Source organism: Bradyrhizobium sp. 45 (genome assembly GCF_023073155.1).
Lineage (GTDB): Bacteria > Pseudomonadota > Alphaproteobacteria > Rhizobiales > Xanthobacteraceae > Bradyrhizobium > Bradyrhizobium canariense_D.
The window spans coordinates 185,348-206,683 of record NZ_JADPIX010000155.1; the positions used below are offsets into that span (position 1 = coordinate 185,348).

General features: G+C 61.9%; 19 protein-coding genes. 9 read left to right on the plus strand and 10 right to left on the minus strand.

Annotated features, from left to right (window positions below; genetic code table 11):
- The first annotated feature begins 64 nt into the window (after positions 1 to 64).
- Positions 65 to 298 carry a hypothetical protein gene (locus tag IVB42_RS41200; RefSeq protein WP_018459448.1) on the plus strand — a complete coding sequence of 78 codons (234 nt, stop codon included), beginning with the start codon at positions 65 to 67 and terminating at the stop codon, positions 296 to 298.
- 68 nt (positions 299 to 366) lie between these two features.
- Here the strand turns inward: IVB42_RS41200 and IVB42_RS41205 are convergent, their stop codons facing one another.
- The 3 genes from IVB42_RS41205 to IVB42_RS41215 form a co-directional block, all read right to left on the minus strand.
- Positions 367 to 1,314 (minus strand): fatty acid desaturase, encoded by a 948-nt coding sequence (locus IVB42_RS41205; RefSeq protein ID WP_018459447.1) that lies wholly within the window; start codon positions 1,312 to 1,314, stop codon positions 367 to 369.
- Between the two features lie 15 nt (positions 1,315 to 1,329).
- Positions 1,330 to 2,346 carry an alpha/beta fold hydrolase gene (locus IVB42_RS41210; protein ID WP_018459446.1) on the minus strand — a complete coding sequence of 339 codons (1,017 nt, stop codon included), beginning with the start codon at positions 2,344 to 2,346 and terminating at the stop codon, positions 1,330 to 1,332.
- A gap of 154 nt (positions 2,347 to 2,500) precedes the next feature.
- Positions 2,501 to 3,304, minus strand: coding sequence for a hypothetical protein (locus tag IVB42_RS41215; protein WP_018459445.1), 804 nt, complete (start codon positions 3,302 to 3,304; stop codon positions 2,501 to 2,503).
- Positions 3,305 to 3,494: 190 nt separating this feature from the next.
- Between IVB42_RS41215 and IVB42_RS41220 the strand changes: the two genes are divergently transcribed.
- Positions 3,495 to 4,697, plus strand: a complete 1,203-nt coding sequence (locus IVB42_RS41220; RefSeq protein WP_026233813.1) for an MFS transporter — start codon at positions 3,495 to 3,497, stop codon at positions 4,695 to 4,697.
- A 10-nt stretch (positions 4,698 to 4,707) separates the two neighbouring features.
- On the opposite strand, the gene IVB42_RS41225 is transcribed toward IVB42_RS41220, so the two are convergent.
- On the minus strand, positions 4,708 to 6,321 hold the full coding sequence (locus tag IVB42_RS41225; RefSeq protein WP_018459443.1) for an acyl-CoA synthetase: 1,614 nt from the start codon (positions 6,319 to 6,321) through the stop codon (positions 4,708 to 4,710).
- Positions 6,322 to 6,546: 225 nt separating this feature from the next.
- Here IVB42_RS41225 and IVB42_RS41230 point away from each other — a divergent pair, with 225 nt between their 5' ends.
- On the plus strand, positions 6,547 to 7,737 hold the full coding sequence (locus IVB42_RS41230) for an ABC transporter substrate-binding protein (RefSeq protein WP_247472161.1): 1,191 nt from the start codon (positions 6,547 to 6,549) through the stop codon (positions 7,735 to 7,737).
- A 49-nt stretch (positions 7,738 to 7,786) separates the two neighbouring features.
- On the opposite strand, the gene IVB42_RS41235 is transcribed toward IVB42_RS41230, so the two are convergent.
- From IVB42_RS41235 to IVB42_RS41245, 3 genes are all read right to left on the minus strand, one after another.
- A complete protein-coding gene (locus tag IVB42_RS41235; protein ID WP_026233811.1) occupies positions 7,787 to 8,275 on the minus strand; it encodes a DUF2059 domain-containing protein in 489 nt (162 codons plus the stop codon).
- 46 nt (positions 8,276 to 8,321) lie between these two features.
- Positions 8,322 to 9,539 carry an OpgC domain-containing protein gene (locus IVB42_RS41240; RefSeq protein WP_026233810.1) on the minus strand — a complete coding sequence of 406 codons (1,218 nt, stop codon included), beginning with the start codon at positions 9,537 to 9,539 and terminating at the stop codon, positions 8,322 to 8,324.
- A gap of 312 nt (positions 9,540 to 9,851) precedes the next feature.
- Positions 9,852 to 12,908, minus strand: a complete 3,057-nt coding sequence (locus IVB42_RS41245; RefSeq protein ID WP_026233809.1) for an adenylate/guanylate cyclase domain-containing protein — start codon at positions 12,906 to 12,908, stop codon at positions 9,852 to 9,854.
- 263 nt (positions 12,909 to 13,171) lie between these two features.
- On the opposite strand from IVB42_RS41245, the gene IVB42_RS41250 reads away from it, so the two are divergent.
- Positions 13,172 to 13,663, plus strand: coding sequence for a hypothetical protein (locus tag IVB42_RS41250; RefSeq protein WP_247472163.1), 492 nt, complete (start codon positions 13,172 to 13,174; stop codon positions 13,661 to 13,663).
- Between the two features lie 149 nt (positions 13,664 to 13,812).
- On the opposite strand, the gene IVB42_RS41255 is transcribed toward IVB42_RS41250, so the two are convergent.
- Both IVB42_RS41255 and IVB42_RS41260 read right to left on the minus strand, forming a co-directional pair.
- Positions 13,813 to 14,712: an alpha/beta hydrolase gene (locus IVB42_RS41255; RefSeq protein ID WP_018459437.1), complete on the minus strand. Its 900-nt coding sequence runs from the start codon at positions 14,710 to 14,712 to the stop codon at positions 13,813 to 13,815.
- 281 nt (positions 14,713 to 14,993) lie between these two features.
- A complete protein-coding gene (locus IVB42_RS41260; RefSeq protein ID WP_026233808.1) occupies positions 14,994 to 15,746 on the minus strand; it encodes a glucose 1-dehydrogenase in 753 nt (250 codons plus the stop codon).
- 93 nt (positions 15,747 to 15,839) lie between these two features.
- Between IVB42_RS41260 and IVB42_RS41265 the strand changes: the two genes are divergently transcribed.
- The 5 genes from IVB42_RS41265 (at position 15,840) to IVB42_RS41285 (ending at position 20,179) form a co-directional block, all read left to right on the plus strand.
- Positions 15,840 to 16,151 (plus strand): helix-turn-helix domain-containing protein, encoded by a 312-nt coding sequence (locus tag IVB42_RS41265; RefSeq protein WP_026233807.1) that lies wholly within the window; start codon positions 15,840 to 15,842, stop codon positions 16,149 to 16,151.
- Between the two features lie 290 nt (positions 16,152 to 16,441).
- Positions 16,442 to 17,701, plus strand: a complete 1,260-nt coding sequence (locus IVB42_RS41270) for a site-specific integrase (RefSeq protein ID WP_247472164.1) — start codon at positions 16,442 to 16,444, stop codon at positions 17,699 to 17,701.
- 48 nt (positions 17,702 to 17,749) lie between these two features.
- Positions 17,750 to 18,439 carry a hypothetical protein gene (locus IVB42_RS41275; RefSeq protein WP_247472166.1) on the plus strand — a complete coding sequence of 230 codons (690 nt, stop codon included), beginning with the start codon at positions 17,750 to 17,752 and terminating at the stop codon, positions 18,437 to 18,439.
- Positions 18,440 to 18,539: 100 nt separating this feature from the next.
- Complete coding sequence (locus tag IVB42_RS41280) at positions 18,540 to 18,767, plus strand: helix-turn-helix domain-containing protein (protein ID WP_247472168.1); 228 nt, start codon at positions 18,540 to 18,542, stop codon at positions 18,765 to 18,767.
- An 8-nt stretch (positions 18,768 to 18,775) separates the two neighbouring features.
- Positions 18,776 to 20,179 carry a primase-helicase family protein gene (locus tag IVB42_RS41285; protein ID WP_247472169.1) on the plus strand — a complete coding sequence of 468 codons (1,404 nt, stop codon included), beginning with the start codon at positions 18,776 to 18,778 and terminating at the stop codon, positions 20,177 to 20,179.
- Between the two features lie 568 nt (positions 20,180 to 20,747).
- Here the strand turns inward: IVB42_RS41285 and IVB42_RS41290 are convergent.
- Positions 20,748 to 21,311: a type 1 glutamine amidotransferase domain-containing protein gene (locus IVB42_RS41290; RefSeq protein ID WP_247472171.1), complete on the minus strand. Its 564-nt coding sequence runs from the start codon at positions 21,309 to 21,311 to the stop codon at positions 20,748 to 20,750.
- Positions 21,312 to 21,336: the final 25 nt, after the last annotated feature.

Sequence of the window (21,336 nt, forward strand, 5' to 3'; positions counted from 1 at the left end):
CGTTTCGGCTCGACCGAGATGCAGGGACACAACAACGGCCCTTACGCCAAACTGGAGAATGAAAATGTTTCGTAAGCTTGCACTTGGTCTGATCGCCGCCGGCTCGCTCGGCGTTGCCGCTCTCGCCCCCACCGCCGCGTCGGCCCACGGCTTCCACCATCACTGGGGTCACGGCTGGGGCTTTGGCGGGGTCTACGTCAACAGCGGCGTCAACAATTGCTATCAGGAGCGCGTCGTCCAGACCCGCCACGGCCTGCGCGTCCGCGTCGTGAACGTCTGCGCATACGGGATCTACTGATATCCCGCATTCACGACAAAGCCCCGATCGCACCGCGATCGGGGCTTTGCGCGTCGATTTTTCTTCCGCTAGCCGGCCTGTCTATGTCGCCGAAACCAGGCCCAGGTCTCGCGCGTCGTCCGGATGTAGCCGCGGCCACGATGGACGATTTCGCCGTCGACGATCCCGTTCAGCTTCGGCAGTGCGTGGAACGGGATCGAGGGATAGGCGTGATGCTCGACATGGTAGGGCATGTTCCACGCGATCCATTTGACGATCGCGCCGGTGTAGGTGGTGCGGGTGTTCTGGAATGCGCTGCGGGTACGCTCGCAGCCGGTGTGCTCGGCGTAGAGATAGGGACGCAGGAAGAACTGCCCAATGATCAACGGCACGATCCAGACCCAGAGCAGCAGCGCCGACGAGAACCACAACGACAGCACGAGCAGCAGCGCATAGAGCGCGACATAGGCGCGCGCCTCGGTGACGATGATGGCGCGCCTGTTCTCGGGGATCCATGGCACGACGACCTTGCCGGTGACGGCATGGCCGAGCATCAGCCACAGGCGGCCGGCGACCTGAAGCACGCCGCTATAGGCGAGCGCGAGCTGCGTGTCGGATTTCGGCTTCACGCCGACGACGAGCTCCGGGTCCCTCTCGGGGTCTTGGGTGTAGCGGTGATGGTCCCAGTGAAACAGGCAATAATATTCGTAGGGCAAGCCGATGATGAAGCCCGAGAGATAGCCGACCACGAGGTTGAGACCGCGACTTTTGAACGCGGTCTTGTGCGCGGTCTCGTGCACGGCCATGAACAGGAAGGCGACGAGATAGCCCTGCACCGCCATCAGCGGCAACGCCCAAAGGATACCCCAGGTCGTCGAGACCCGCCAGATCAGCGCGCCGACCAGTACGACCATGCCGTAATGGCCGAGGCTCTGCACGGCGCCCCTGAGGTTGGACCGCACCGACAGTTCACGCAGCATCGCCGGCGCCAACGGCTTCAGCCGATGGCCGGAGTCTGAAACGGTTGCGTCGCTCATGATCGGATGCCTGCCCTACTTGCCGAGAAGCTCCGCGATCTCGGCCTTGATGAAGGCCCGATCGCGCGGATTGTTGATGGGGTTGCCGGCGCGATGGCCGTGCAGCGACGGGATCGGATGCAGCACCGCAGAGCGCGCATTGACCAGCCGGCCGAGTTCGTCCTCGTTGTCGCGGACGTCGAAATAGCGGTCGGTCGCACCGGGCATCAGCAGCATGTGGGCCGTGATCGCACCGAGCGCGCGATCGAAATCGCCGTTGAATGTGGCGCAGCGACTGATATCTCCGTTCTGCCAGATCCCGATCTGAGCCAGGAGATCGTTGGCATCGCGCCGGGCAAACGCCGCGTCCCATGTGCGGACGAGATAGTCGTCCAACGAGGTGAAGCCTGCTTCGCGCCAGATCTCGTCGCGATAGAAACCGTGCGACATCGCCCAACCCGCGTAGACTCGCCCCATGGCGCGATAGCCTGCGACGGGCTTCTCGGCGAAGCGGCCGTCACGGAAGGCGGGATCGGCGGTCAGCGCGGCCTTCACACTTTCCAGGAAGACGTAATTATAGGGCGCACAACGGGCACTGCCGCAGACGACGGCCGCCCGTTCGACCATATCGGGATGCAGCGCCGCCCAGTGATAGGCCTGCATGCCGCCCATCGACCAGCCATAGACCAAGGCTAGCTTCGAGATGCCGAACCGCTCGGTGAGCAGCCGATGCTGGACCGCGATGGCATCGTGATAGCTCACGATCGGGAACGGCGCGGCGGTATTCGACGGCGAGGACGACAGGCCGTTGCCGAACAGGTTCGGAATCACGATGAAGTAGCGCGTGGGGTCGAGCACGCCGTCGGGGCCGATCAGCCACTCGGTGTCGGTGTGCTGCGCGCTGAACGAGGTCGGATAGAGAATGACATTGTCCTTGTCCGGACCGAGCGTGCCGTAGGTCTTGTAGGCGAGCTTGAGCGAAGGGACGACGGCCCCGGACCGGAGCGTGACGTCGCCGGCCTCGAAGATCTCGTAGTCGCGCCCTGCCGTCATGGACCGAACTCCCGCTCACGCGGCGAGCGCGCCGCGGAAACAGCGATGCATCGATCATGCCGGTCCCGCAGACGCATCGTCGCGTAACGCTTAATAACTGTACTTATAGTCCATTTATTGTGGATCAGCAAGATAAATCCCGTCGCGAGCCGGCTCAGGCGATGGCGGCCAGGTAGCGCGCGACAGAGGCCGCGAAGGCGGCCTTGGCGCCTGCGGCGATGTTGCGGTCCCACCAGGCGCCGTAGATGCGATCGAAGGCCAGCGGCTCGACGGCAGCCGCAATCCGTCGCACTGCGGCGGCATTGAGTGGCATGTAGTTCGGATATGAGTACATGAAGCTGACGAAGCGGCGATCCATCGTGACCTGCGCGATATCGCCGGTGAGCAGCGCGCCCCTGCCGTCCGCACCCCTCGCATGGTGCAGCATGGTGGCGCCGGCGAAGTGACCACCGGTGCGCAGGAGCAGCACATCGTCGGAGATGCGATGGTTTTCGCCGGTCCAGTGCACGATCGACGCATGCGGACGCGTCACCCATTGGCGATCATCGGCGTGCAAATAGACCGGCACCCCGCCGAACGCCTCGCTCCAGTCGGCGAGCGCGCCATAGTAATGCGGATGCGAGATCGCGATCGCCTTCAACCCGCCGAGCGACCGCATATGCGCGATCGCCTCCGGCGTCGCCAGCGGTACGCAGTCCCACATCAGCCAGCCGTCCGCGAGCGGCACCAGCAGCGCCCGCTGGCCGATCGCAAAACTTGGCTCGAGCGCGATGCCGGTCAAGCCGAGATCGTCGCGCCAGGCCAGGCAGTGACGTTCCGAGAGCGCCTCGCGCGTGAGGAAAGTCTGGCCCTTCCAACCGACGTATTGCCGCTCGTCCTCGCAAATCTGACAGGCCGCGGGCGGATTTTCGCCATCCGGGAATTGCGCGCCGCAGGTTTCGCAGGTCCAGAGAGGCATGCCGTACTCCCAACAGAGACAATCCAACGTCAATAAGGAATTGCTGGCCGTAACTGCAAGGCCCGCCTCCGGGCAAGGGCTGGAACCAACCCGATCAGCACTCGTTAATGCCTCGTCCGCGCCAGAACGATTGGCTGAAAGGATTATGTCCCACCCGCCGTATTCCGGCTGAGACGACGTTTTGGTATCGATGACATCGCGGTCCCCCTCCTCGTCTCGTATCTGGCCCCTGTTCGCTCTCAACTTCTTCATGGCCGACATGCAGTCGGGCATCGGCCCTTTCGTCGGCGTCTTCCTCCAGGAGCGCGGCTGGGCGAGCGGGTTGATCGGTACCGCGATGACGATCGGCAATGTCGCGGGCATGCTGATCACCACGCCGATCGGCGGCTTCATCGACGCCAGCCGCAACAAGCGCATGTGGGTCGTGATTCCCGGCATCTGCGTGGTGCTCGCCTCCGCGATCATCCTGATCTCGCAAAATTTCTGGGCGGTGACGTTCTCGCAGATCGCACAATCGCTGGCGAGCGCCGCGATCGTGCCCGCGGTCACCGGCATCACGCTCGGCATCGCCAAGCAGAAGGGCTTCAACGCGCTCAACGGCCGCAACCAGGCCTTCAACCACGCCGGCAACATGGTCGGCGCCGCGCTGTCGGGCTATCTCGGTTACAAGTTCGGCTATGTCTCGGTGTTCGTGCTGGCGGCGGTGTTCGGCGCCATCGCGATCGCCTGTGTGATGATGATTCCGGCCAAGGCGATCGATGATCGCGCCGCGCGCGGCAGCAAGGAGGACGATCCCGACAGCGCGCCGGACGCGTTCACGATGCTGCTCAAGCACCGCGCGCTGCTGGTGCTGGCACTGGCGCTCGCGCTGTTTCATCTCGGCAATGCCGCCATCGTTCCGCTCTATGGCCTGGCGGCGGTCGCCGAGGGCCAGGCCAACGGCCCGAGCTTCGTCGCGACCATCGTGGTGATCGCACAAGGCGTCATGGTCATCACGTCGCTGATCGCAATGAAGGCGGCGAGCAAGCGCAACTACTGGCCCATCATTCTTGTCTCCTTCATGTTCCTGCCCATCCGCGGCGTGCTCGCCTTCTTCGTCACGGGATGGTGGGGCGTCGTACCGATGCAGGTGCTCGACGGCCTGGGCACCGGACTCCAGACGGTTGCCGTCCCCGGCATGGTCGCGCGCTCGCTCAACGGCACCGGCCGCATCAATCTCGGCCAGGGTGCCGTGATCACCGTGCAGGGTGTCGGCGCGAGCCTCAGCCCCGCGCTTGGCGGCTGGATCGCGCAATGGATCGGCTACGGCCCGACATTCCTGCTGCTCGGCGGTTTCGGCCTCGCGTCCATGGCGCTGTGGTTCGCGTTCGGCGCCCACGTGAAGAAGTATTGAGGCGCGAGCTTCACGTGCCAAAATTCTTCTGGATCGCCTTGTCGAGCGTCTCGCCGCCGACGAAGCGCTGGCGTAGCTCGCGCTTGAGCAGCTTGCCGCTCGGGTTCTTGGGCAGGGCATCGACGAAGATGACGCGCTTGGGCACCTTGAAATGCGCCATCTGGCCGGCGCAATGCTTGATGACGGACTCCTCGTCGAGCTTCTCCCCGCTCTTGACCACGACGATCGCAGTCACTGCCTCGATCCAGCGCGGATCGGGCAGGCCTACCACAGCAACCTCCGACACGGCAGGGATGCGGTAGACCATCTCCTCGACCTCGCGGCTCGCGACGTTCTCGCCACCGGTCTTGATCATGTCCTTGACGCGATCGACCACGGTGATGTGGCCCTCGTCATCGACGGTGGCGAGATCGCCGGAGTGAAACCAGCCGCCGGAGAACGCCGCCGCCGTCTTGACCGGATCGTTGTAATAGCCGGAGAGCAGATGCGGCGAGCGGTGCACGATCTCGCCGACTTCGCCGACCTTCACATCCTCCATCGAAGTGTTGACCACGCGGGTCTCGACATTGAGCACGGGCTTGCCCGCCGAGCCGGCCTTGCGCAGTTGGTCCGCAGGACCCAGCACGGTCGCGAGCGGCGCGATCTCGGTCTGGCCGTAGAAATTCCAGAACTTCACGCTGGGCAGGCGGCGCTGGAGCTCGAGCAGCACCTCCACCGGCATGATCGAGGCGCCGTAATAGCCCTTCTGCAAGGTCGACAAATCCGTCTTGTCGAAATTGGGCGAGCGCAGCATCGCGATCCAGATCGTCGGCGGCGCAAAGAACGATGTGATCCTGTGCGCCTGGATCAATGTCAGAATATTGTCGGCCGCAGGCTTGCCCGTGATCACACCGGAGGCGCCGAGATAGATTTGCGGCCCCAGGAACACGTCGAGCTGCGCGCAGTGATAGAGCGGAAGCGCGTGCAGGAATTTGTCGTCCACGCTCATGCCGCCGTCGATGATGCAGCTGACATACTGCCACATCACCGCGTCATGGGTCAGCATCGCGCCTTTGGGCAGCGACTCCGTGCCGCTGGTATAGACGATCTGCGCGAGATCGCGGCTGTCGACGGACGCATCGAGATACGAGCCGTCGGAGCTGAGGAGATCGTCGAAGGTGGTGAGGCTAGCGGGCGCGGTGGCGGGATCCTCACCCGGCAGCCAGATCATCTTCTCGACCGCGCAATCCCTGGCGCTGGCCGCGCGCGCGGGCTCGACGAAATCAGGGCCGGCCGCGAGCAGCTTTGCGCCGGAGCTCTTCAGGATGAAATTGATCTCGTCCGGATTGAGCATGAAGTTGATCGGCACCAGCACCGCACCGATCCGGGCCACCGCGAACCGGAGCGCCGCAAAGGCATGCGAATTGCGCGAGAGCACGGCGAGGCGGTCCCCCTTTTTCACGCCGAGGCCAACCAGGCCACGGCCGAGCCGATTGCAGATCGCGTCCATCTCGGCAAAAGTCCAGCTCACATTGCCGCAGCTCACCCCGAGCTTGCCCGGATCGCGACCCGCCGCACGGCGCAGGAGGTCGCCGATGGAATGCTCGCGGGCCTTCGAGATGGTCGCTGCGGTGTCGCCGGTCATTTCCGTTCCCCTGAATTTTCTCATTGCGTGAGTGCCGCCCTGAGCACAGGTCAGGCCATTGCATTCACGCGCGTCTTGTTCTTTGCAAAAGCGTAGTCGGGGCAACCGGCCGCGTCAAATCAGCCAGCGAGCGCGGCGCCGTTACGCAAGAGTTGACGCTTGAGGGAGGCAAATCTAGCCTCGTGCGCCAACGATAGAGTTTGGGGAAATGCCATGTGCCGGATTATGCGTGCCACCCTAGCGGCCGGATTGACTGCGTTTGTGATCAGCCCGTCTCTCGCCCAGCAGGCGCCGCTCAAGATCGGCGTGCTCTCCGACTTCTCCTCGGTCTATTCCGACATCGGAGGCCAGGGGAATGTCGAGGCCACCAAAATGGCGATCGAGGATTTCGGCGGGCAGATGTTCGGCAAGCCGATCGACATGGTCAGCGCCGACGTGCTGAACAAGCCCGATGTCGCCTCCACCATCGCGCGAAAGTGGTGGGAGACCGAGGGCGTCGACATGATCATCGACCTGCCGACCTCGGCCACTGCGCTTGCAGTGATGGAGCTGTCGAAGCAGTATGAGAAGATCATGATCGTGACGGATGCGGCAAGCTCCGACATTACCGGAAAGTCCTGCTCGCCCTACACCGCGCACTGGACCTACGACACCTACGCCAACGCGCACACGGTCGGCAGCGCCATCGTCAAGAACGGCGGCGATAGCTGGTTCTTCCTCACGGCGGACTACGTGTTCGGTCATTCAGTCGAGCGCGACACCTCCGACGTGGTGAAGGCGGCCGGCGGAAAGGTGCTCGGCAGCGTCAAGCATCCGCTCAACACCGCGGACTTCTCCTCATTCCTGCTGCAGGCCCAGGCCTCGAAGTCCAAGATCATCGGGCTGGCGAACGGCGGTGGCGACACCATCAATGCGATCAAGCAGGCCGGTGAGTTCGGCATCGTCGCCGGCGGCCAGAACCTGGCTGCGATCGTGATGTTCATCTCCGACGTGCACAGCTTAGGGCTGAAGCTCGCGCAGGGACTGATCATCACCGAGGCCTATTACTGGGACCTCAACGAGAAGACCCGCGCTTTCGGCAAGCGTTTCATGGAGCGCGTCAAGCGCATGCCGACGATGAACCAGGCGGCGACCTACAGCGCGACGCTGCACTACCTGAAGGCGGTGCAGGCCGCTGGCACAAAGGACACCAAGACCGTGATGGCCAAGATGCGCGAGCTGCCGGTGAAGGATGCCTTCACCGACAACGGCAGCTTACGCGAAGACGGCCGCATGGTGCACAGCATGTATCTGTTCCAGGTGAAGAAGCCCGAGGAGTCCAAAGGCCCGTGGGACTATTACAAGCTGCTCGCCGAAGTCCCTGCCGACCAGGCCTTCCGGCCCCTGAAGGACGGCGGCTGCCCTCTTGTGAAGTGAGCCAACAGGACGGACAAGGCGTAGGTTCGCTAGCGCTGTCGGTACAGGCTCAGAGCTTGTGCCCCTTCTGTCGCAGCGCCTCGATGAGGCGCTGCTTCAACTCGTCGGCCGTCTTCTGACCGACGTCCTGACCGATCTGCGCGCTGGCCTGCGCCAGCGCATCCGACTTCTCCAGAAGCTTCTTCCCGGCTGGCTGGACATAGAAAGCCTCGATCTGGCGCAGCTCGTCAATGCTGAAGCTCTGCGCATAGAGAGCGGCGACCTGGTCGATCATTGAGGTGAGGGCCGGGGTGTAGATCTCGGAGCCGGGTGCCGTCACCGCGTCATAATCGCGCTCGATCTCCGGCCTGTCCTGCGCGACCCAGGGCCTCAGCTTGAGCAGGAGCTGCGGCAACAGCGCGCGATACTGATCCGCGATCTTCAAGGTGACCACGAGCTTGCGCGCCGCGCTCATCGCCTCCGGCGAGGGCGCTTGCGCCGATGCACCCGAGATCAGGAGCAGGAGTGTGCCGGCGATCGTCAACACAAGTCTGGACATAAACCCCTCCGTTGGATCTCTCCGCGAAAATGCAGGCCGGCGATACTCAACGACCCGCGGGCGCCACGGCAGACCTGTCCGCAGGCGCGCTTTCCAGGACGGTGTCGGCCTCCTCGATCTCCGTCACCTTCACGAACAGGTTCGGCACCCGTTCGGTCCGGTCGAGCAGCCAGGCGGCTGCGATCATGATGACGATGCCGACGACGGAGACCGCGAGCTGCTCCCAGACGCCCTTGGTGTATTGCGTCAGGATCCAGTGCGCCGAGAACGACAGGAAGACGCCAAGGCAGAAGATCGGCAGCGAATGCTGGCCGCAGAGGATCACAGGGCGCAGCCAGGCCCCGTGCAGGGTCCGCCATTTGCGCGAGATGAGGTGAGTCACCCAGATCGCCAGCGCCAGGAAATGCGTGAAGCGCAGCATGTCGAGGTCGGTCTTGTCGATCGGGTAGATCGCCTTGATCATCCATTTCGGGGTCAGGGCATCGAGCGCGGGGACGTGCCAGGTCATCACGATCAGCAGCGCGAAGGCGAGCCAGGCCGCGGCCAGCGCCATCGCCGCCCTGGACCACACCCATCTCGCGATCTTGTCGATCTGGCCGATGCCGCACCAGGCTGCGAACACGAACATCAGCTGCCAGCAGAACGGGTTGAAGTACCAGTGCGTGCCGGGCGGATAGGAGGCGACGTTCCAGTCGAACCAGCGCGCCAGCACGTAGAGCACCACGGATGCGGCGAGCGTCAGGTTCGGCCGGCGCACCAGGCACCACACGATGAAAGGCGAGGCGAAAACGAGCGTGATGTAGAGCGGCAGCACGTCGAGATTGACCGGCTTGTACTTCAGGAGGATCGCCTGCCCGATCAGCTCGTCCGGATGCGACAGGAAATTGAACACGTTGAACTCGTGCTCGTACATCGGATTGTCGAAGCGGCGCGCGGTGCGGGCGATCTGCGCCGTGAACAGCAGGAACAGCATGATGTGGGCGACGTACATCTCGACCGCGCGCCGCCACAGCCGCTTCAGCGCGGCGAGAAACCAGCCGCCAGCGACGATCGGCCCGTAGATCCAGCCGACCAGATAACCGGAGATGAAGACGAAGAATTCGGCGGCGTCGCTGAAGCCGTAATTGCGCAAGGTCAGCCAAGCCACGACGTCGTGCGGAATGTGGTCGAGGAAGATCATCCACAGACCGATGCCGCGGAAGAGATCGAGTCGCAAATCCCGCTCGACCGGCGCGAGCAGCGCTGACTGGTCCCGTGTGATCATGGCCCCGCCTCGTTCGGTGGGCGTCGCGCCGTCGCGGCGCCGCAAAATCGGATGCTAAAAAATTGAAATCAAAAGTCGCCTGGCCGTGTGGCCAGGGCCGACGGTAGCCGACCTTGCTGCGCGCGCAAGGGCATAGTCATCGGAGCGGGCGGCACAAGCGTGCCGTCCTCCGCGCTGCACCATGAAGGGCCCTTCAAGATAAAGGGCGAAAACAACCCCATGCACAGTAGCTAACTCCTTGCGGCGCCTGCTTAATTTATTTGACGCGTCGGGCAGATTTCGGCCCCGATAGCGGCCCGGCCGCCGCTGCCGTCAGCTGAGCTCGTCACCCGTCGCCTGCATCTCGTTGAGCATCGCCTCGGCCTTGTGGCGCAGCGGCAGCGCGCCGCTCTCGGCGGCGATCGCGATGGTCGCGCGCAGGGCGCTCAGGATCGCCGCCCTGGCCTCCGGATCCGACGGCGGCGTCACCACGGCCTCGCCGAACAGCGCCTCCGCCTCCAGGCCGGAGAACCCCTGTTGCCGCGCGGTGTTGCGCGCTTCGCGCAGCATGTTCTGCGCGGCCTGGACGTCGCCGAGACGGTGGGTGGCGAGCGCCAGGTAGATCGAGCTGCGAAGCACCGCCGAGGTATAGCCGACCGCCTTCGCTTCCTCACGCGCTTCCGTCAGCATGCCGCGCGCCCGGTCAAACAGCCCCTGCTCCAGATAGGCCATGCCGAGATGGCAGGCGAGCACCGGCACGAACAGCCGGATGCCGTGCTTCTGCGCCAGGACAAAACCATTCTCGAGAATGGCCGCGGCCGCCGCCGGCTCGCCGCGGCCGAGCATCAGCCAGCCGCCGCTATAGGCCGCGGCGACGCGGTCGTAGGGGCGGCCGGTCTCCTCCGCGATCGCTGCGGCTTGCTGCTGGAGCTGCTCGGCGGCATCGATCTGGCCCATCACCGTGTGAGTGACGCTGTTCATCATGCAGCAAAGCAGGAGCAAAGATCGTGGGGTCGTGCCGATCGGAGCACTCGCGGTCAGACCCGCAAGGTGGACGCGGGCGGTGGCCAGCATCTTCTCGGCGCGATCGTAGCGGCCGGAAAGAAAATAGGCCTGCCCGAGACTGTATTGCGCGAGATTACGCCAAGCGGGATTTCCCGAGCTTTCCGCCAGATGCACCACATCTTCCCCGATTGTGACAGCTTCAACCGGCGTTCCATAGAAATTCTGGGCACCCGCTCTCATGGTCATGGCCGCGACCTTGCGTTCAATATCGCCAATCGCATCGGCTCGCCGTTCGGCCTCGCTCCCCAAATCCAGGGCTTCGGCGACACGCCCCGACCCGGCAAAGGCCAATCGCGCCTCCATCCGCAGGTCGATGGCGTCCGTTTCGCGCGCGTGCGTCACCGGGATCTTGTCGAGAGAACCCATCGCGATCTCGAAATAATCGACCGCTTCGGCAAAGGCCGAGCGCACCAGACATTTTCGAGCCGCGCTCCTGCCATGCTGAAAAGCCTTCCGCCAATCCTTCGCTCGGGTCGCGTGATAGCAGAGCGTATCCGGACCGTCGGTCCACGCCTCGTCGGTCTCGAGAGCCGCCAGAATGCTGGCATGGATGCTTTCCCGCACCTTCTCGACCATCGAATCGTAGGTCACCTGCCTGACCATCTCGTGCCGGAACTCGAGCGAATCCTCCAACTCACTGTCGATCCTGACGAGCAACTCGGCCCGGTCGAGCGCGGTGAGGCAATCCTGCAGGACGTCTTCCGGCACGGCCGCTACTCTTCGCAGTGTGGCCTGGTCGGCCCGGGGTCCAAGCGCCGCGGCGATCTGGAGAAGCGATCGTTCCTGTCGTGACACACGATCCAGCCGCGCCGCGATCACACCCTGAATGCTGCTGGGGATGCCGAGTTCGTCCACAGGACGCGCAAGGGAAAGGTCGCCCCACTGGCCAAGAAGCATGCCGCTGTCCTTCAAACTGCGGCAGACCTCCTCAATGAACAGCGGAACGTTGGCCGTATGAGAGATGATCCGATTCTTCAGGTCTTCGTTGGTCGTGGCGGGACCAAGCATGTCCGCGAGCATGGCCAGCCCCGAATTGTCATCGAGAGGCCGCATCGCCACGATTTCCGCGCGGCAGCTCGCGATCCACACCGGCATTCCATTGGGCCGCGTCGTCAGCAGCACAAGCAAATCAGGGCATTGCAGCCCCGAAAGGGTCGCGACGACCGCATCGCTGGCCCGATCCATCCAGTGCAGGTCCTCAATCAAAAGGATCGTACGCTGACGACGGGCGACGCTCTCGATGATCGCACAGCTTGCGTCTGAAATCGCACGACCGCGCGCGTGAGGCTCCAATTCATCCCATTGCGGATCGGAAACCGGCAAATCCAGGATCGCGTCGAGAGCCCGCTGTTGCACCACCGGCAATTCGTCTCTGGGATCATCCGTCTTGGTCTGATCTCTTGCTGACGTATCGAGGATCGAGAGCAACAGGCGCTTGAGCGCGCTGTACGGCGCACCCTGGAGATTTGGGCTGCACTCGACATCGATCAGCCGCCAGCCGCCAGCCCGGAGGTCCTGCGCGAATTCATGCGCAAGCCGAGACTTGCCAATGCCGGCGTCACCCATCAGCAGAACCGTCTGCCGGCCGGCAGCAACCCTATCCGCAGCGCGCCACAACAACGCCCGCTCCGTCGTGCGGTCGACGAATCTGGAAACGCTCCGCGCACGTCGGACCCGCCAGCTCGACAGATCACTCGCACCCATCACCCGGTAGACAGGCAGGGGCTCGCCGAAACCACGGAGCGCCTTGCGGCCAAGGAATTCAAAGCGGACGTGTCCGTCCGCCAGCTCCTGGCAGGCTTCGGAGACATAGATCTGGTTCGCCTCGGCTGCCGTCTCCAGCCGAGCCGCGAGGTGCTGGGCTGCGCCGCCGATCTCGTAGACCTTGGAAAATTCGCTCGCGACCATGTAGGCCACCACATGACCCGAGTGCAGGCCGACCCGGACTTGAAGTCCTGGATCGCCCAGACTGCCAACACGCCGGACCAGCTCGATGGCCGCGTGGCAGGCTAAGGGCGCGTGGTTGTCGTCGGCGATCGGGGCGCCGAAGACGGCGGCCAACCCGTCACCCAACTCCTTGCTGACGATGCCGCCGAACTGGCGCACCGCGCCTCTCATCGCCGCAAGAGCAGGCTCGAGGCGCGACACCGCCGCCTCCGGCTCCAGTTCGGCAACAAGACCTGTGGAATCGACGACGTCGGCACGCAGAATCGTCACAAAGCGTCGTTCGCTGTCGGGGTCGACGGGCTGGCGCACCGCCGCTCCGCATTTGGAGCACCAGCGGTCGCCCGGACCAATCGCCGACTGACAAGCGAAGCAATGCATTCCAGCGCCTTCAACCACTGCCTCGGCAGCCTCACCCCAATCCCCGCGAGGCGTTCGACCCAACAATACCTATAGGAAAGTGCATGGCAATTGGGCTTGCGACATAGGCGACGTTACGGGATGGAGGCTCTCTGGACGAAATACATTCCTGAGTGGTAGCGTTGAGGGCGCACAACAAACAGCGTGATCGGCCGTAGCGTGACGCGTATTTTCGGCCACCGCACCAGAGATTTTGACAAACAGACATATGAAGGAAAGAGGCGATGGCCGGACTGGTATATAGCGGCAAGGCATTTCGAGACTTGATGAATAGCAATTACTATCCTTTGGCGAACATGAAGAAGAGCGTCGCGAAGCTCAAGGAGTCCGAGGACATCGACCTGCCGACCTTGGAATACGGCCAGTACCATTTGATTCTGAACCCGGCATCGAACTGGCCGCAGGGCAGCGCCAAGTACTGGCACAAGGAAAAGGGCCGGGCCCGCGTCGACCTCAGCACCCAGCCGAACACAGTCCCCGTGTCCAGGGATGAGCCGGGCGTCATTCCGCTGACGCGATGCGATCTGCTCGATGCCTGCGTCCGGAAATGCTTCAACTCCGAGCCGCCAATCCCGATGAAGACGAAGATCATCACCCACGAAGCCAGCGACGCTTTCGCGCACCGGCACGAGATCCGGCTGGAGTGGGACTACAAGAAGGGCTCGGACAAGCCGACGCTGCTCAATCTGACGATGGTCTGTCCGCACAGATCCTGACGCATTCTGTAGTACGCAAGACGCATCACGCCCGCGCGACTGGCGCGGGCGTAATGTTTGCTTCCGATCGCCGTTCGCCCCAAGGGGGCAGCCCTCGCGCTTGCCAAGACCGTGCTGTCGAAGGAAGCAGCACTGCCAAGACGCTGGTCCTATCCACCGCCTCCAAAAAACCGGTTCAGCTCGTACGCAGTCTGCTGCGGAAGCTCCTCCGGGAAGAAGTGCCCGCCATCAAGCGGCTTTCCGTCGATGTCATCTGCCCACGCCCGCCAGAGCCCCAAGGGGCCGCCCTCGCTCGCATACCACGCGTTGAGGGGGCCGCGACCGCTCCAGAGCACGAGCACAGGGCAGTCAATTCGGCGGCCGGAACGACGGTCCGCCACATCGTGCGCGTGATCGAGTGTCGCGGCCGCACGATATTCCTCGCAGATCGCGTGAACATGCGCCTCATCGCTCAACGCGTCGATATAGGCTGCTCGCACCGCCGGACTGAAGCTGCCGGCCGAAGACCCCCAGCCATGCAGCGCATTGTCGATGATGGCGTCGGGGGCTGCCGACAATAACCGCTCGGGAAGAGGTTCAGGCTGCGCAAGCAACGACCACGGCCAATAGCCGACCGTCAGGTTCTTGTCGGCGCGCTCCCAGGCGTCGGCAATAGGAACGACATCCAGGACGGCAAGCCGCTGCACGCGTTCGCGGTGATCAAGCGCGAGCCGAAAGGCGACACGGCCGCCACGATCATGGCCCGCGACCGAGAAACGGTCGAAGCCGAGTTTCGTCATGACGGACACCATGTCGTTTGCCATTGCTCGTTTTGCATATGGCGCATGGTCCGGACTGGAGGGAGGACAATCGCTCCGGCCATATCCGCGAAGATCGGCGCAGACCACGGTGAAGTTTTGCGCGAGCAACGGCGCAACGTCTCGCCACATCAGATGCGTCTGCGGAAATCCGTGCAACAGGAGAACGGCCGGCCCCGAACCGGCCCGACGGATGAAGATCCGGGCCTCGTCCGCCTGAACATCGGCGGCGTCGAAATCCTCGAACTGCATTGGCCCTCTCCTTCCGAACGACGGCAAGCCAACAAGCGAGCACCGGACGGGCCCGGTGTCCTCGTGTTGACGCCCGGCGCCATCCTGGGTTCCTTCCCGGATGGCATGCTCTGGGCTGATCGCGCTTACGCTTGGCAGCTCCACCGACGGCGACGGGACGCGCTTCGGCATGGTCCGAACGAACCCAAGCTCAGCCAAGCAGGACATGCATGATCGAGGACGCCCCAAAACAAAAAATGGCGCGCGCAAGGCGTGCCATTTCCTTCTGTAAACCAACAAATTCAGCGAAGGCCGCCGGCGACGTGAAGCGTCTCGCCCGTGACGTAGGATGCGTCGTCCGAAGCGAAGAAGGCCACCGCGGCAGCGATCTCCTCGACCTTGCCGACTCGGCCAAGCGGAGTGGTGGATTCGATCCAGTTTCGCATGTCGCCCTCGTGCAGGCCGGCGGACACGACCCCCTCGGTGACGATCATGCCGGGATTGACGGCGTTGACGCGGATCTTGCGCGGCGCCAGTTCCTTGGCCAGCACGGCGGAGATCGCATCCACCGATGCTTTGGTGGCGGAGTAGACGGCGCCGTTCGGCGGCGCGAGAGTCGACGCCGCGGAGCTGATGTTGATGATGCTTCCGCCATTGGCGTTGAAGTGCCGCGCCGCCTCTCCTGAGACCAGGAGGAGGCCCAGCACATTGAGATCGAACTGCTTGTGGAAATGCTCCGGCGTGATGGCCTCGAGCGGCGCGAACTCGTAAACGCCCGCGTTGTTGACGAGGATGTCGATCGCACCGAGCGCCTTCACGGTTTCCGCGACTACACTTTTCACGTCCTTGGCATCGGCCAGATTGCCGTGGACCGCGACGGCTTTGCCACCCTTGGCGACAATGGCGGCGACGACGCGGTCGGCGGCCTGCTTGCTGGAGCTGTAGTTGACGGCGACCGCCGCGCCCTCGGCCGCGAGCCGCGCGGCGATTTCGGCACCGATGCCTTTGGATGCGCCGGTCACGAGCGCAACTTTTCCTTCGAGTCTCTTGGTCATCACATTCTCCATCATCCGGCGCGACGCCGATATTCAATAGTTCAATATTAGTGAACTATTGAATGAGTTCAAGGGAGGTGCTATATTTTGTGCATGGTGCAGTTCGTTCACCCATCGCGGAGCGAGATTTCACTGGCTGGGGTGCTGGGAGCGCTCGCGGACCCTATGCGGCTGCGGATCGTCAAAAGCCTGGCCGCACAGAGTGATTGCATGTCGTGCACCGAGGCGGCGCCCTGCCCTGACATGGCGAAGTCGACTCTGTCGAACCATTTTCGCATCCTGCGCGAGGCCGGCCTGATCCGGACCTCAAAGCAAGGCGTCCAGCACCGCAATGTCCTACGCGAGGAGGACATCAATGCGCGGTTTCCGAAGCTGCTGAAAATGATCCTTAGCTATCCGGAGTGAGCCGTTCCCCACTCTTGCGCAAGGTGCGACCGACGTTTCCACCGGAGCGCGGCCAAAACAAAAATGGCCCGCGTGAAGCGGGCCATTTTCGGATCGGGACCGGTAAGGTCCGAACTTGGTTGCGGGGATAGGATTTGAACCTATGACCTTCAGGTTATGAGTATGAATTTCACAGTTTTCTGGACTTATCCCAAGGCTCCCTGCTTTACCTAAGCCACTCGAAATACTAGTGAACTCTGGTATCGCGATTTCCCGAGATATCCGGCCATTCCCGTTCCGGTGGCGACTCGGTGGCGATTCTGGGGGTCAATGTGCCGGTCTTGAAGCTAACGAAAAGGACGATCGACGCGATCTCGCCGGTCGAGAAACCGACCATCTTTTACGACAGCGACCTGACCGGCTTTTGCCTCAAGGCGCTCCCCTCCGGTATAAAAAGGTGGTGTGTCGAATATCGCAGCGGCGCAGGCGGCCGAAGTGTCGGCAAGACCCGGATGGTCCTCGGATCGACCTCGGCCATGACGCCGGATCAGGCGCGCCTTGCGGCCAAATCGACGCTTGCAGCGGTAGCGCTCGGACAGGACCCCGCTCGCAAGCGCTCGACCGAGCGCGCGATGCCGACATTTGCCGACTTCGGCGAGCGCTATCTTAGCGAGGAGGCCGAGACAAAACTCAAGCCGCGCACGGTCGTGAATTACCGCATCTATCTGCGCAAGCACGCCTGTCCCCTCCTCGGCACCCGGAAGCTCGATGCGCTCGACAGCGCCGACGTTTCCAAGATGCACCGGAAGATTGGCAAGACGACCCCGATGACTGCGAATCGCGTTGTCGAGTTTGTCGGCTCTGTTTTTCGGTACGCCGCCGTCTGCGGCCTCGTCGCCAAGGGACACAACCCCGCGAGTCATGTCCAAGCATTCCGTGAGCAGCGCCGCGAGCGGTTCCTGAGCTCGACGGAACTCAACCGCCTGGGGGACGCCATTCGTGAAGCCGAAACGGTGGGCATCCCCTGGTCTGTGGACAAAGACCAGCCGAACGCGAAGCACATCCCGAAAAATGGCCGTACCAAAATCGGGCCTCATGTCGCCTCCGCCCTGCGCCTATTGATCCTCACCGGCGCCCGGCTTCGGGAAATTCTCGAACTCAAGTGGGAGTATGTCGACTTGCAGCGCGGATTGCTCTTGTTGCCAGATAGCAAGACGGGACAGAAGGCCATCATTCTCAACGCCCCGGCCGTCGCCATTCTTGAAAAGCTTCCGCGGGTTGATGACTACGTCATTGCCAGCGATATCGCCGGCCAGGCACGCCATGACCTCAACAAGCCTTGGAAGCTCGTGAGCACGCGATCGGGCTTGGCGGGGGTGAGAATTCATGACCTAAGGCACACGCACGCCAGCTATGGTGCGGGCGCGGGCTTTGGGCTGCCCATTATCGGCAAGTTGCTTGGACATTCTCAGCCCGCTACTACCGCCCGGTATGCTCATCTGGACAATGATCCATTGCGTCGAGCATCCGACCACATCGCAAAAACACTGGCGGAAGCCATGGGCGATTGATGCCCTATCGGCGTAACCCGAGATAACGAAGCGAGCGAGTTCACTGAGATGGATGAATCCGATTTTCACCTGGTCCAACCCCCCTTCGCCCAATTGGACGAGGCGCTTTGGTGGATTGAATTTAGGCATATGGATGGGTCGAAGAGCGATGGATGGTCATCAACAGTAGAAAGCGCGGATCGGCTTGAAGCAGCTCTGCTCGACGGAACACTTCAGGGATATGGCTCTCTGGATGCGGGGCCTGTGCAGCTCATCGAACGTTGGACGTGGACGGAGTTCGAGTTTCTCCCCGCCGATAGCGAGGGCCGGCGCATCGAGAAAAAGGTGGATTACATTCCCCAGTTCATTGTTTGCTCCTCTAAAGCTTACCGTGCAGAAACACTTAAAAACCTGAGCCAGCGGGCCTCCAGACTCGCGGCCGGCATGAAGGAAAACGAACTTGGGTTCCACAGGGTGATCGACCAAATCGTCTTTCTTGAAAGTGACGTGCGGCGAGCATTCCCGACAGGGGCCGTCCAAACGAAGGCAAGTCCACCGCTGGACAAGAAATACCCCAAGTTCCTGAAAGAAATCGAAGGCGGAAAGTATCTCCACAGCCCCGAGCCGCTCGGGTTCGACCAGGTCCTCGGTCTTCTGATCGATTATTTGAAGAGGACGCGGCAGCTCAACTCTGCGGACAGTTCGATCCGAAAGGGCCTTCAACGCCATTACAAAGAATTCAGCAGGCATGGACAATAGGACAAAGCCAGACATGTCCGCAGTTGTCTGAACAGCTCCCTGCTTTCCCCTTGTAAGACCGCGTTGCCGGCTGAGAGTCGGTACTTAGCAGGGGACAAATATGATCATCGAAAAAGCCAATGGGTCGTCAAAATGGCTGACAAGGAAGGAGGCTGCTTGTTACTTGCGCCTTGGAGAGAGCACGCTTGCGAAGCTGTTTGTTTCTGGTGATGGCCCTCCCGCAATCAAGGTCGGACGGTCTGTCAGGTACGACTCCAAAGATCTTGATGCCTGGATGAGCTCGCGGCGACGACGCTCCACGTCAGACATCGGCTCTGCCGTGGTTTGAGGCGGGTCATGGCCAACGCTAAAAGCGGGCATAAAGCCATTCTCGACATCCTTGATGCTGACGACGCCCCTCCTGAAATTCAGGGGATCAATCGACACCACGCGTTCACGATGTGGGGAAGCAAAGCGGTCGTTGTCTATGAGGACCCGAGCGGTCCGCTTCAGATTCGAACGATTGACGCTTTCAAGGCATGGTTTGCTAATCGTCGTATTCAAACCCCCGATCCCACCGGCACGGTAAGGTCCAGCCCGCTCGGGCAGGCTTGGCTTAGTCATCCGCAGCGAAGACAGTACGAGGGAGTAGAATTTTTTCCGAATCCAGACGGCGCAGAGCCAAAACCAAATCACCTCAATCTGTGGCGCGGATTTTCCGTGGCCCCTTCCTCGGAGGGAAAATGGGGTATCCTGAAGGACCACCTGAGCAATAACGTCTGCAATGGAGACGCGGAACTCTTCGACTATGTTTTCGGGTGGTTTGCTCACATCGTCCAACGGCCGCGAGACAAGTTGGGAACAGCTCTGGTCCTGCGAGGCAAAATGGGAACAGGAAAGAGTAGGCTCGGCGAGGTATTTGGATCGCTGTTTCCTGCCCACTATCTCCAAATCGACAGTGGGCGGTATCTAACCGGTCAATTCAACGGGCACATGACAAACTGCCTTCTGTTGCAAAGTGACGAGGCGGTCTGGGCCGGCGATAAGTCAGCTGAGGGCCGCTTGAAGGGTTTGATCACGTCTGAATATCAGATGATCGAATCCAAGGGCCTCGATCCAATCAAGATGCCGAACTATGTTCGTTGCATCATGACCTCGAATGAAGGATGGGTTGTCCCTGCCGGAAAGGACGAACGTCGCTTTTGCGTTCTGGACGTCCATCCACGGTGCGCGCAGAACCATGACTATTTCGGTGAAATGGAGGTCGAACTCAACAATGGGGGGCGAGAACGTCTGCTTTTCGATCTTCTGCACTTCGACCTTTCCAAGGTAAACTTGCGCAGGATCCCAAGGACAAAGGGATTGCTAGACCAGAAGCTTCGATCGCTCGATTCCGTTGAAACCTATTGGTATGGCCGGCTATCCGACGGAACGACGACAAGTCAGACAACCGACTGGGTCGGAGAAATTTCGACGGATTTGCTGTTCGAGGACTATGTGAGAACTTCCTCGCAAATCGGAGAAAAGCGACGCGTTGCAAAGCCTCAGTTCGGCGAGGCGATCCAAAAGTTCGGCGTCATCAAGCGGCGACCAACCATAAGGGACGAGCACGGAAACCTGTCGCGCGTTTATCGGTACGCATTTCCACATTTAAGGGAGGCCAGGGCCAAATTCGAGGAAATTCTCGGACAGCAAATCGATTGGCGAGCCCCCACTGACGAGACCGAGGACACTATCTCGAATGATAGGGAACATGAATAACGGCTAAGAACGTCCAGGCGGTCCAACCAGTCCGGCCCTACGGAGATCATAGGTACGTGAGCCCTAGTGCTTTGCGGGGCGACTATCTTATTCCTTCTACTCTCTAGGACTGGTTGGACCGACAGCTATTTGTTTGGCTCGATACGTAGCCAGCTGCCGAGGTTAGGGGCGGGTATGTTGGACGACCGATGTGATGGGTCCTTCCCTGCCCCCCTCCCCCTACGGCACAAGCGCGCCCCAGAAAATCACCAGCCGCAAATTGCGAAAACTGGGTTGACACGGTTGACACGTTGACACGTCAGCTTCGGCTCGGGCGCGTTGATCACTCTCTAGAGAGGGTCCTTCCGCAAGTCCAGGGTTCGCGGTATATGCGGACCCCGGACCACATCTATTGCCAGAGCGCCGATGACGATCGAGACGTAGCGGCTATGAGGCATGAAACGGACGAGGCGTCCCTGAGCTGGCGCGCCTTTTCATCGCGGTATCCGGCTGAATCTGACGAGAACACGCCTTAGCACTGACTGGCATCTCGCGCTGGTAGATTGGCTTGGCCAAATGGGGCTTCCGCTTAAACAGTAGCACCAGGCTGCCGCGCCCGACTGAACAGATCGATCATTGCGCGGTTGAAAGCCGGGATGTCGTCAGGCTTTCGGCTGGTCACCAGACCTTGATCGGTTACCGCTTCCTCATCCACCCACTGCGCTCCGGCGTTTCGAAGGTCGATCTCGAGCGACGGCCAGGATGTCATGCGCCGGCCGCGCGCTGCATCGGCGTTGATGATGGTCCATGGACCGTGACAGATCGCCGCCACAGGTTTGCCGGCATCGAAGAAGCTTCTCACAAACGCGACCGCCTTGGGCTGCATCCGCAAGGAATCAGGATTGATGACACCGCCGGGCAGTAGCAATGCATCGAAGTCCGCCGAACTTGCATGGGCAAGGTGCACGTCGACCGACAGTTCATCGCCCCAATCGGTGAAGTTCCAGCCGCGAACGGGACCCGCCTTCGGCGAAACGACGCTGGTCTGGGCGCCAGCGTCGTCGAGCGCCTTCCGCGGCTTGACCAGTTCGACGTACTCAAAGCCGTCGGTGGCGAGAATAGCGATCTTATAGTCTCGAAGTGATCCGGCCATGGTCCGTCTCCCTTGTTTAAGCGCA

Coding starts and splice junctions, on each gene's coding strand:
- IVB42_RS41200 (WP_018459448.1), top strand. CDS start 65: ATGTTTCGTAAGCTTGCACTTGGTCTGATCGCCGCCGGCTCGCTCGGC.
- IVB42_RS41205 (WP_018459447.1), bottom strand. CDS start 1,314: ATGAGCGACGCAACCGTTTCAGACTCCGGCCATCGGCTGAAGCCGTTG.
- IVB42_RS41210 (WP_018459446.1), bottom strand. CDS start 2,346: ATGACGGCAGGGCGCGACTACGAGATCTTCGAGGCCGGCGACGTCACG.
- IVB42_RS41215 (WP_018459445.1), bottom strand. CDS start 3,304: ATGCCTCTCTGGACCTGCGAAACCTGCGGCGCGCAATTCCCGGATGGC.
- IVB42_RS41220 (WP_026233813.1), top strand. CDS start 3,495: ATGACATCGCGGTCCCCCTCCTCGTCTCGTATCTGGCCCCTGTTCGCT.
- IVB42_RS41225 (WP_018459443.1), bottom strand. CDS start 6,321: ATGACCGGCGACACCGCAGCGACCATCTCGAAGGCCCGCGAGCATTCC.
- IVB42_RS41230 (WP_247472161.1), top strand. CDS start 6,547: ATGCGTGCCACCCTAGCGGCCGGATTGACTGCGTTTGTGATCAGCCCG.
- IVB42_RS41235 (WP_026233811.1), bottom strand. CDS start 8,275: ATGTCCAGACTTGTGTTGACGATCGCCGGCACACTCCTGCTCCTGATC.
- IVB42_RS41240 (WP_026233810.1), bottom strand. CDS start 9,539: ATGATCACACGGGACCAGTCAGCGCTGCTCGCGCCGGTCGAGCGGGAT.
- IVB42_RS41245 (WP_026233809.1), bottom strand. CDS start 12,908: ATGCATTGCTTCGCTTGTCAGTCGGCGATTGGTCCGGGCGACCGCTGG.
- IVB42_RS41250 (WP_247472163.1), top strand. CDS start 13,172: ATGGCCGGACTGGTATATAGCGGCAAGGCATTTCGAGACTTGATGAAT.
- IVB42_RS41255 (WP_018459437.1), bottom strand. CDS start 14,712: ATGCAGTTCGAGGATTTCGACGCCGCCGATGTTCAGGCGGACGAGGCC.
- IVB42_RS41260 (WP_026233808.1), bottom strand. CDS start 15,746: ATGACCAAGAGACTCGAAGGAAAAGTTGCGCTCGTGACCGGCGCATCC.
- IVB42_RS41265 (WP_026233807.1), top strand. CDS start 15,840: ATGGTGCAGTTCGTTCACCCATCGCGGAGCGAGATTTCACTGGCTGGG.
- IVB42_RS41275 (WP_247472166.1), top strand. CDS start 17,750: ATGGATGAATCCGATTTTCACCTGGTCCAACCCCCCTTCGCCCAATTG.
- IVB42_RS41280 (WP_247472168.1), top strand. CDS start 18,540: ATGATCATCGAAAAAGCCAATGGGTCGTCAAAATGGCTGACAAGGAAG.
- IVB42_RS41285 (WP_247472169.1), top strand. CDS start 18,776: ATGGCCAACGCTAAAAGCGGGCATAAAGCCATTCTCGACATCCTTGAT.
- IVB42_RS41290 (WP_247472171.1), bottom strand. CDS start 21,311: ATGGCCGGATCACTTCGAGACTATAAGATCGCTATTCTCGCCACCGAC.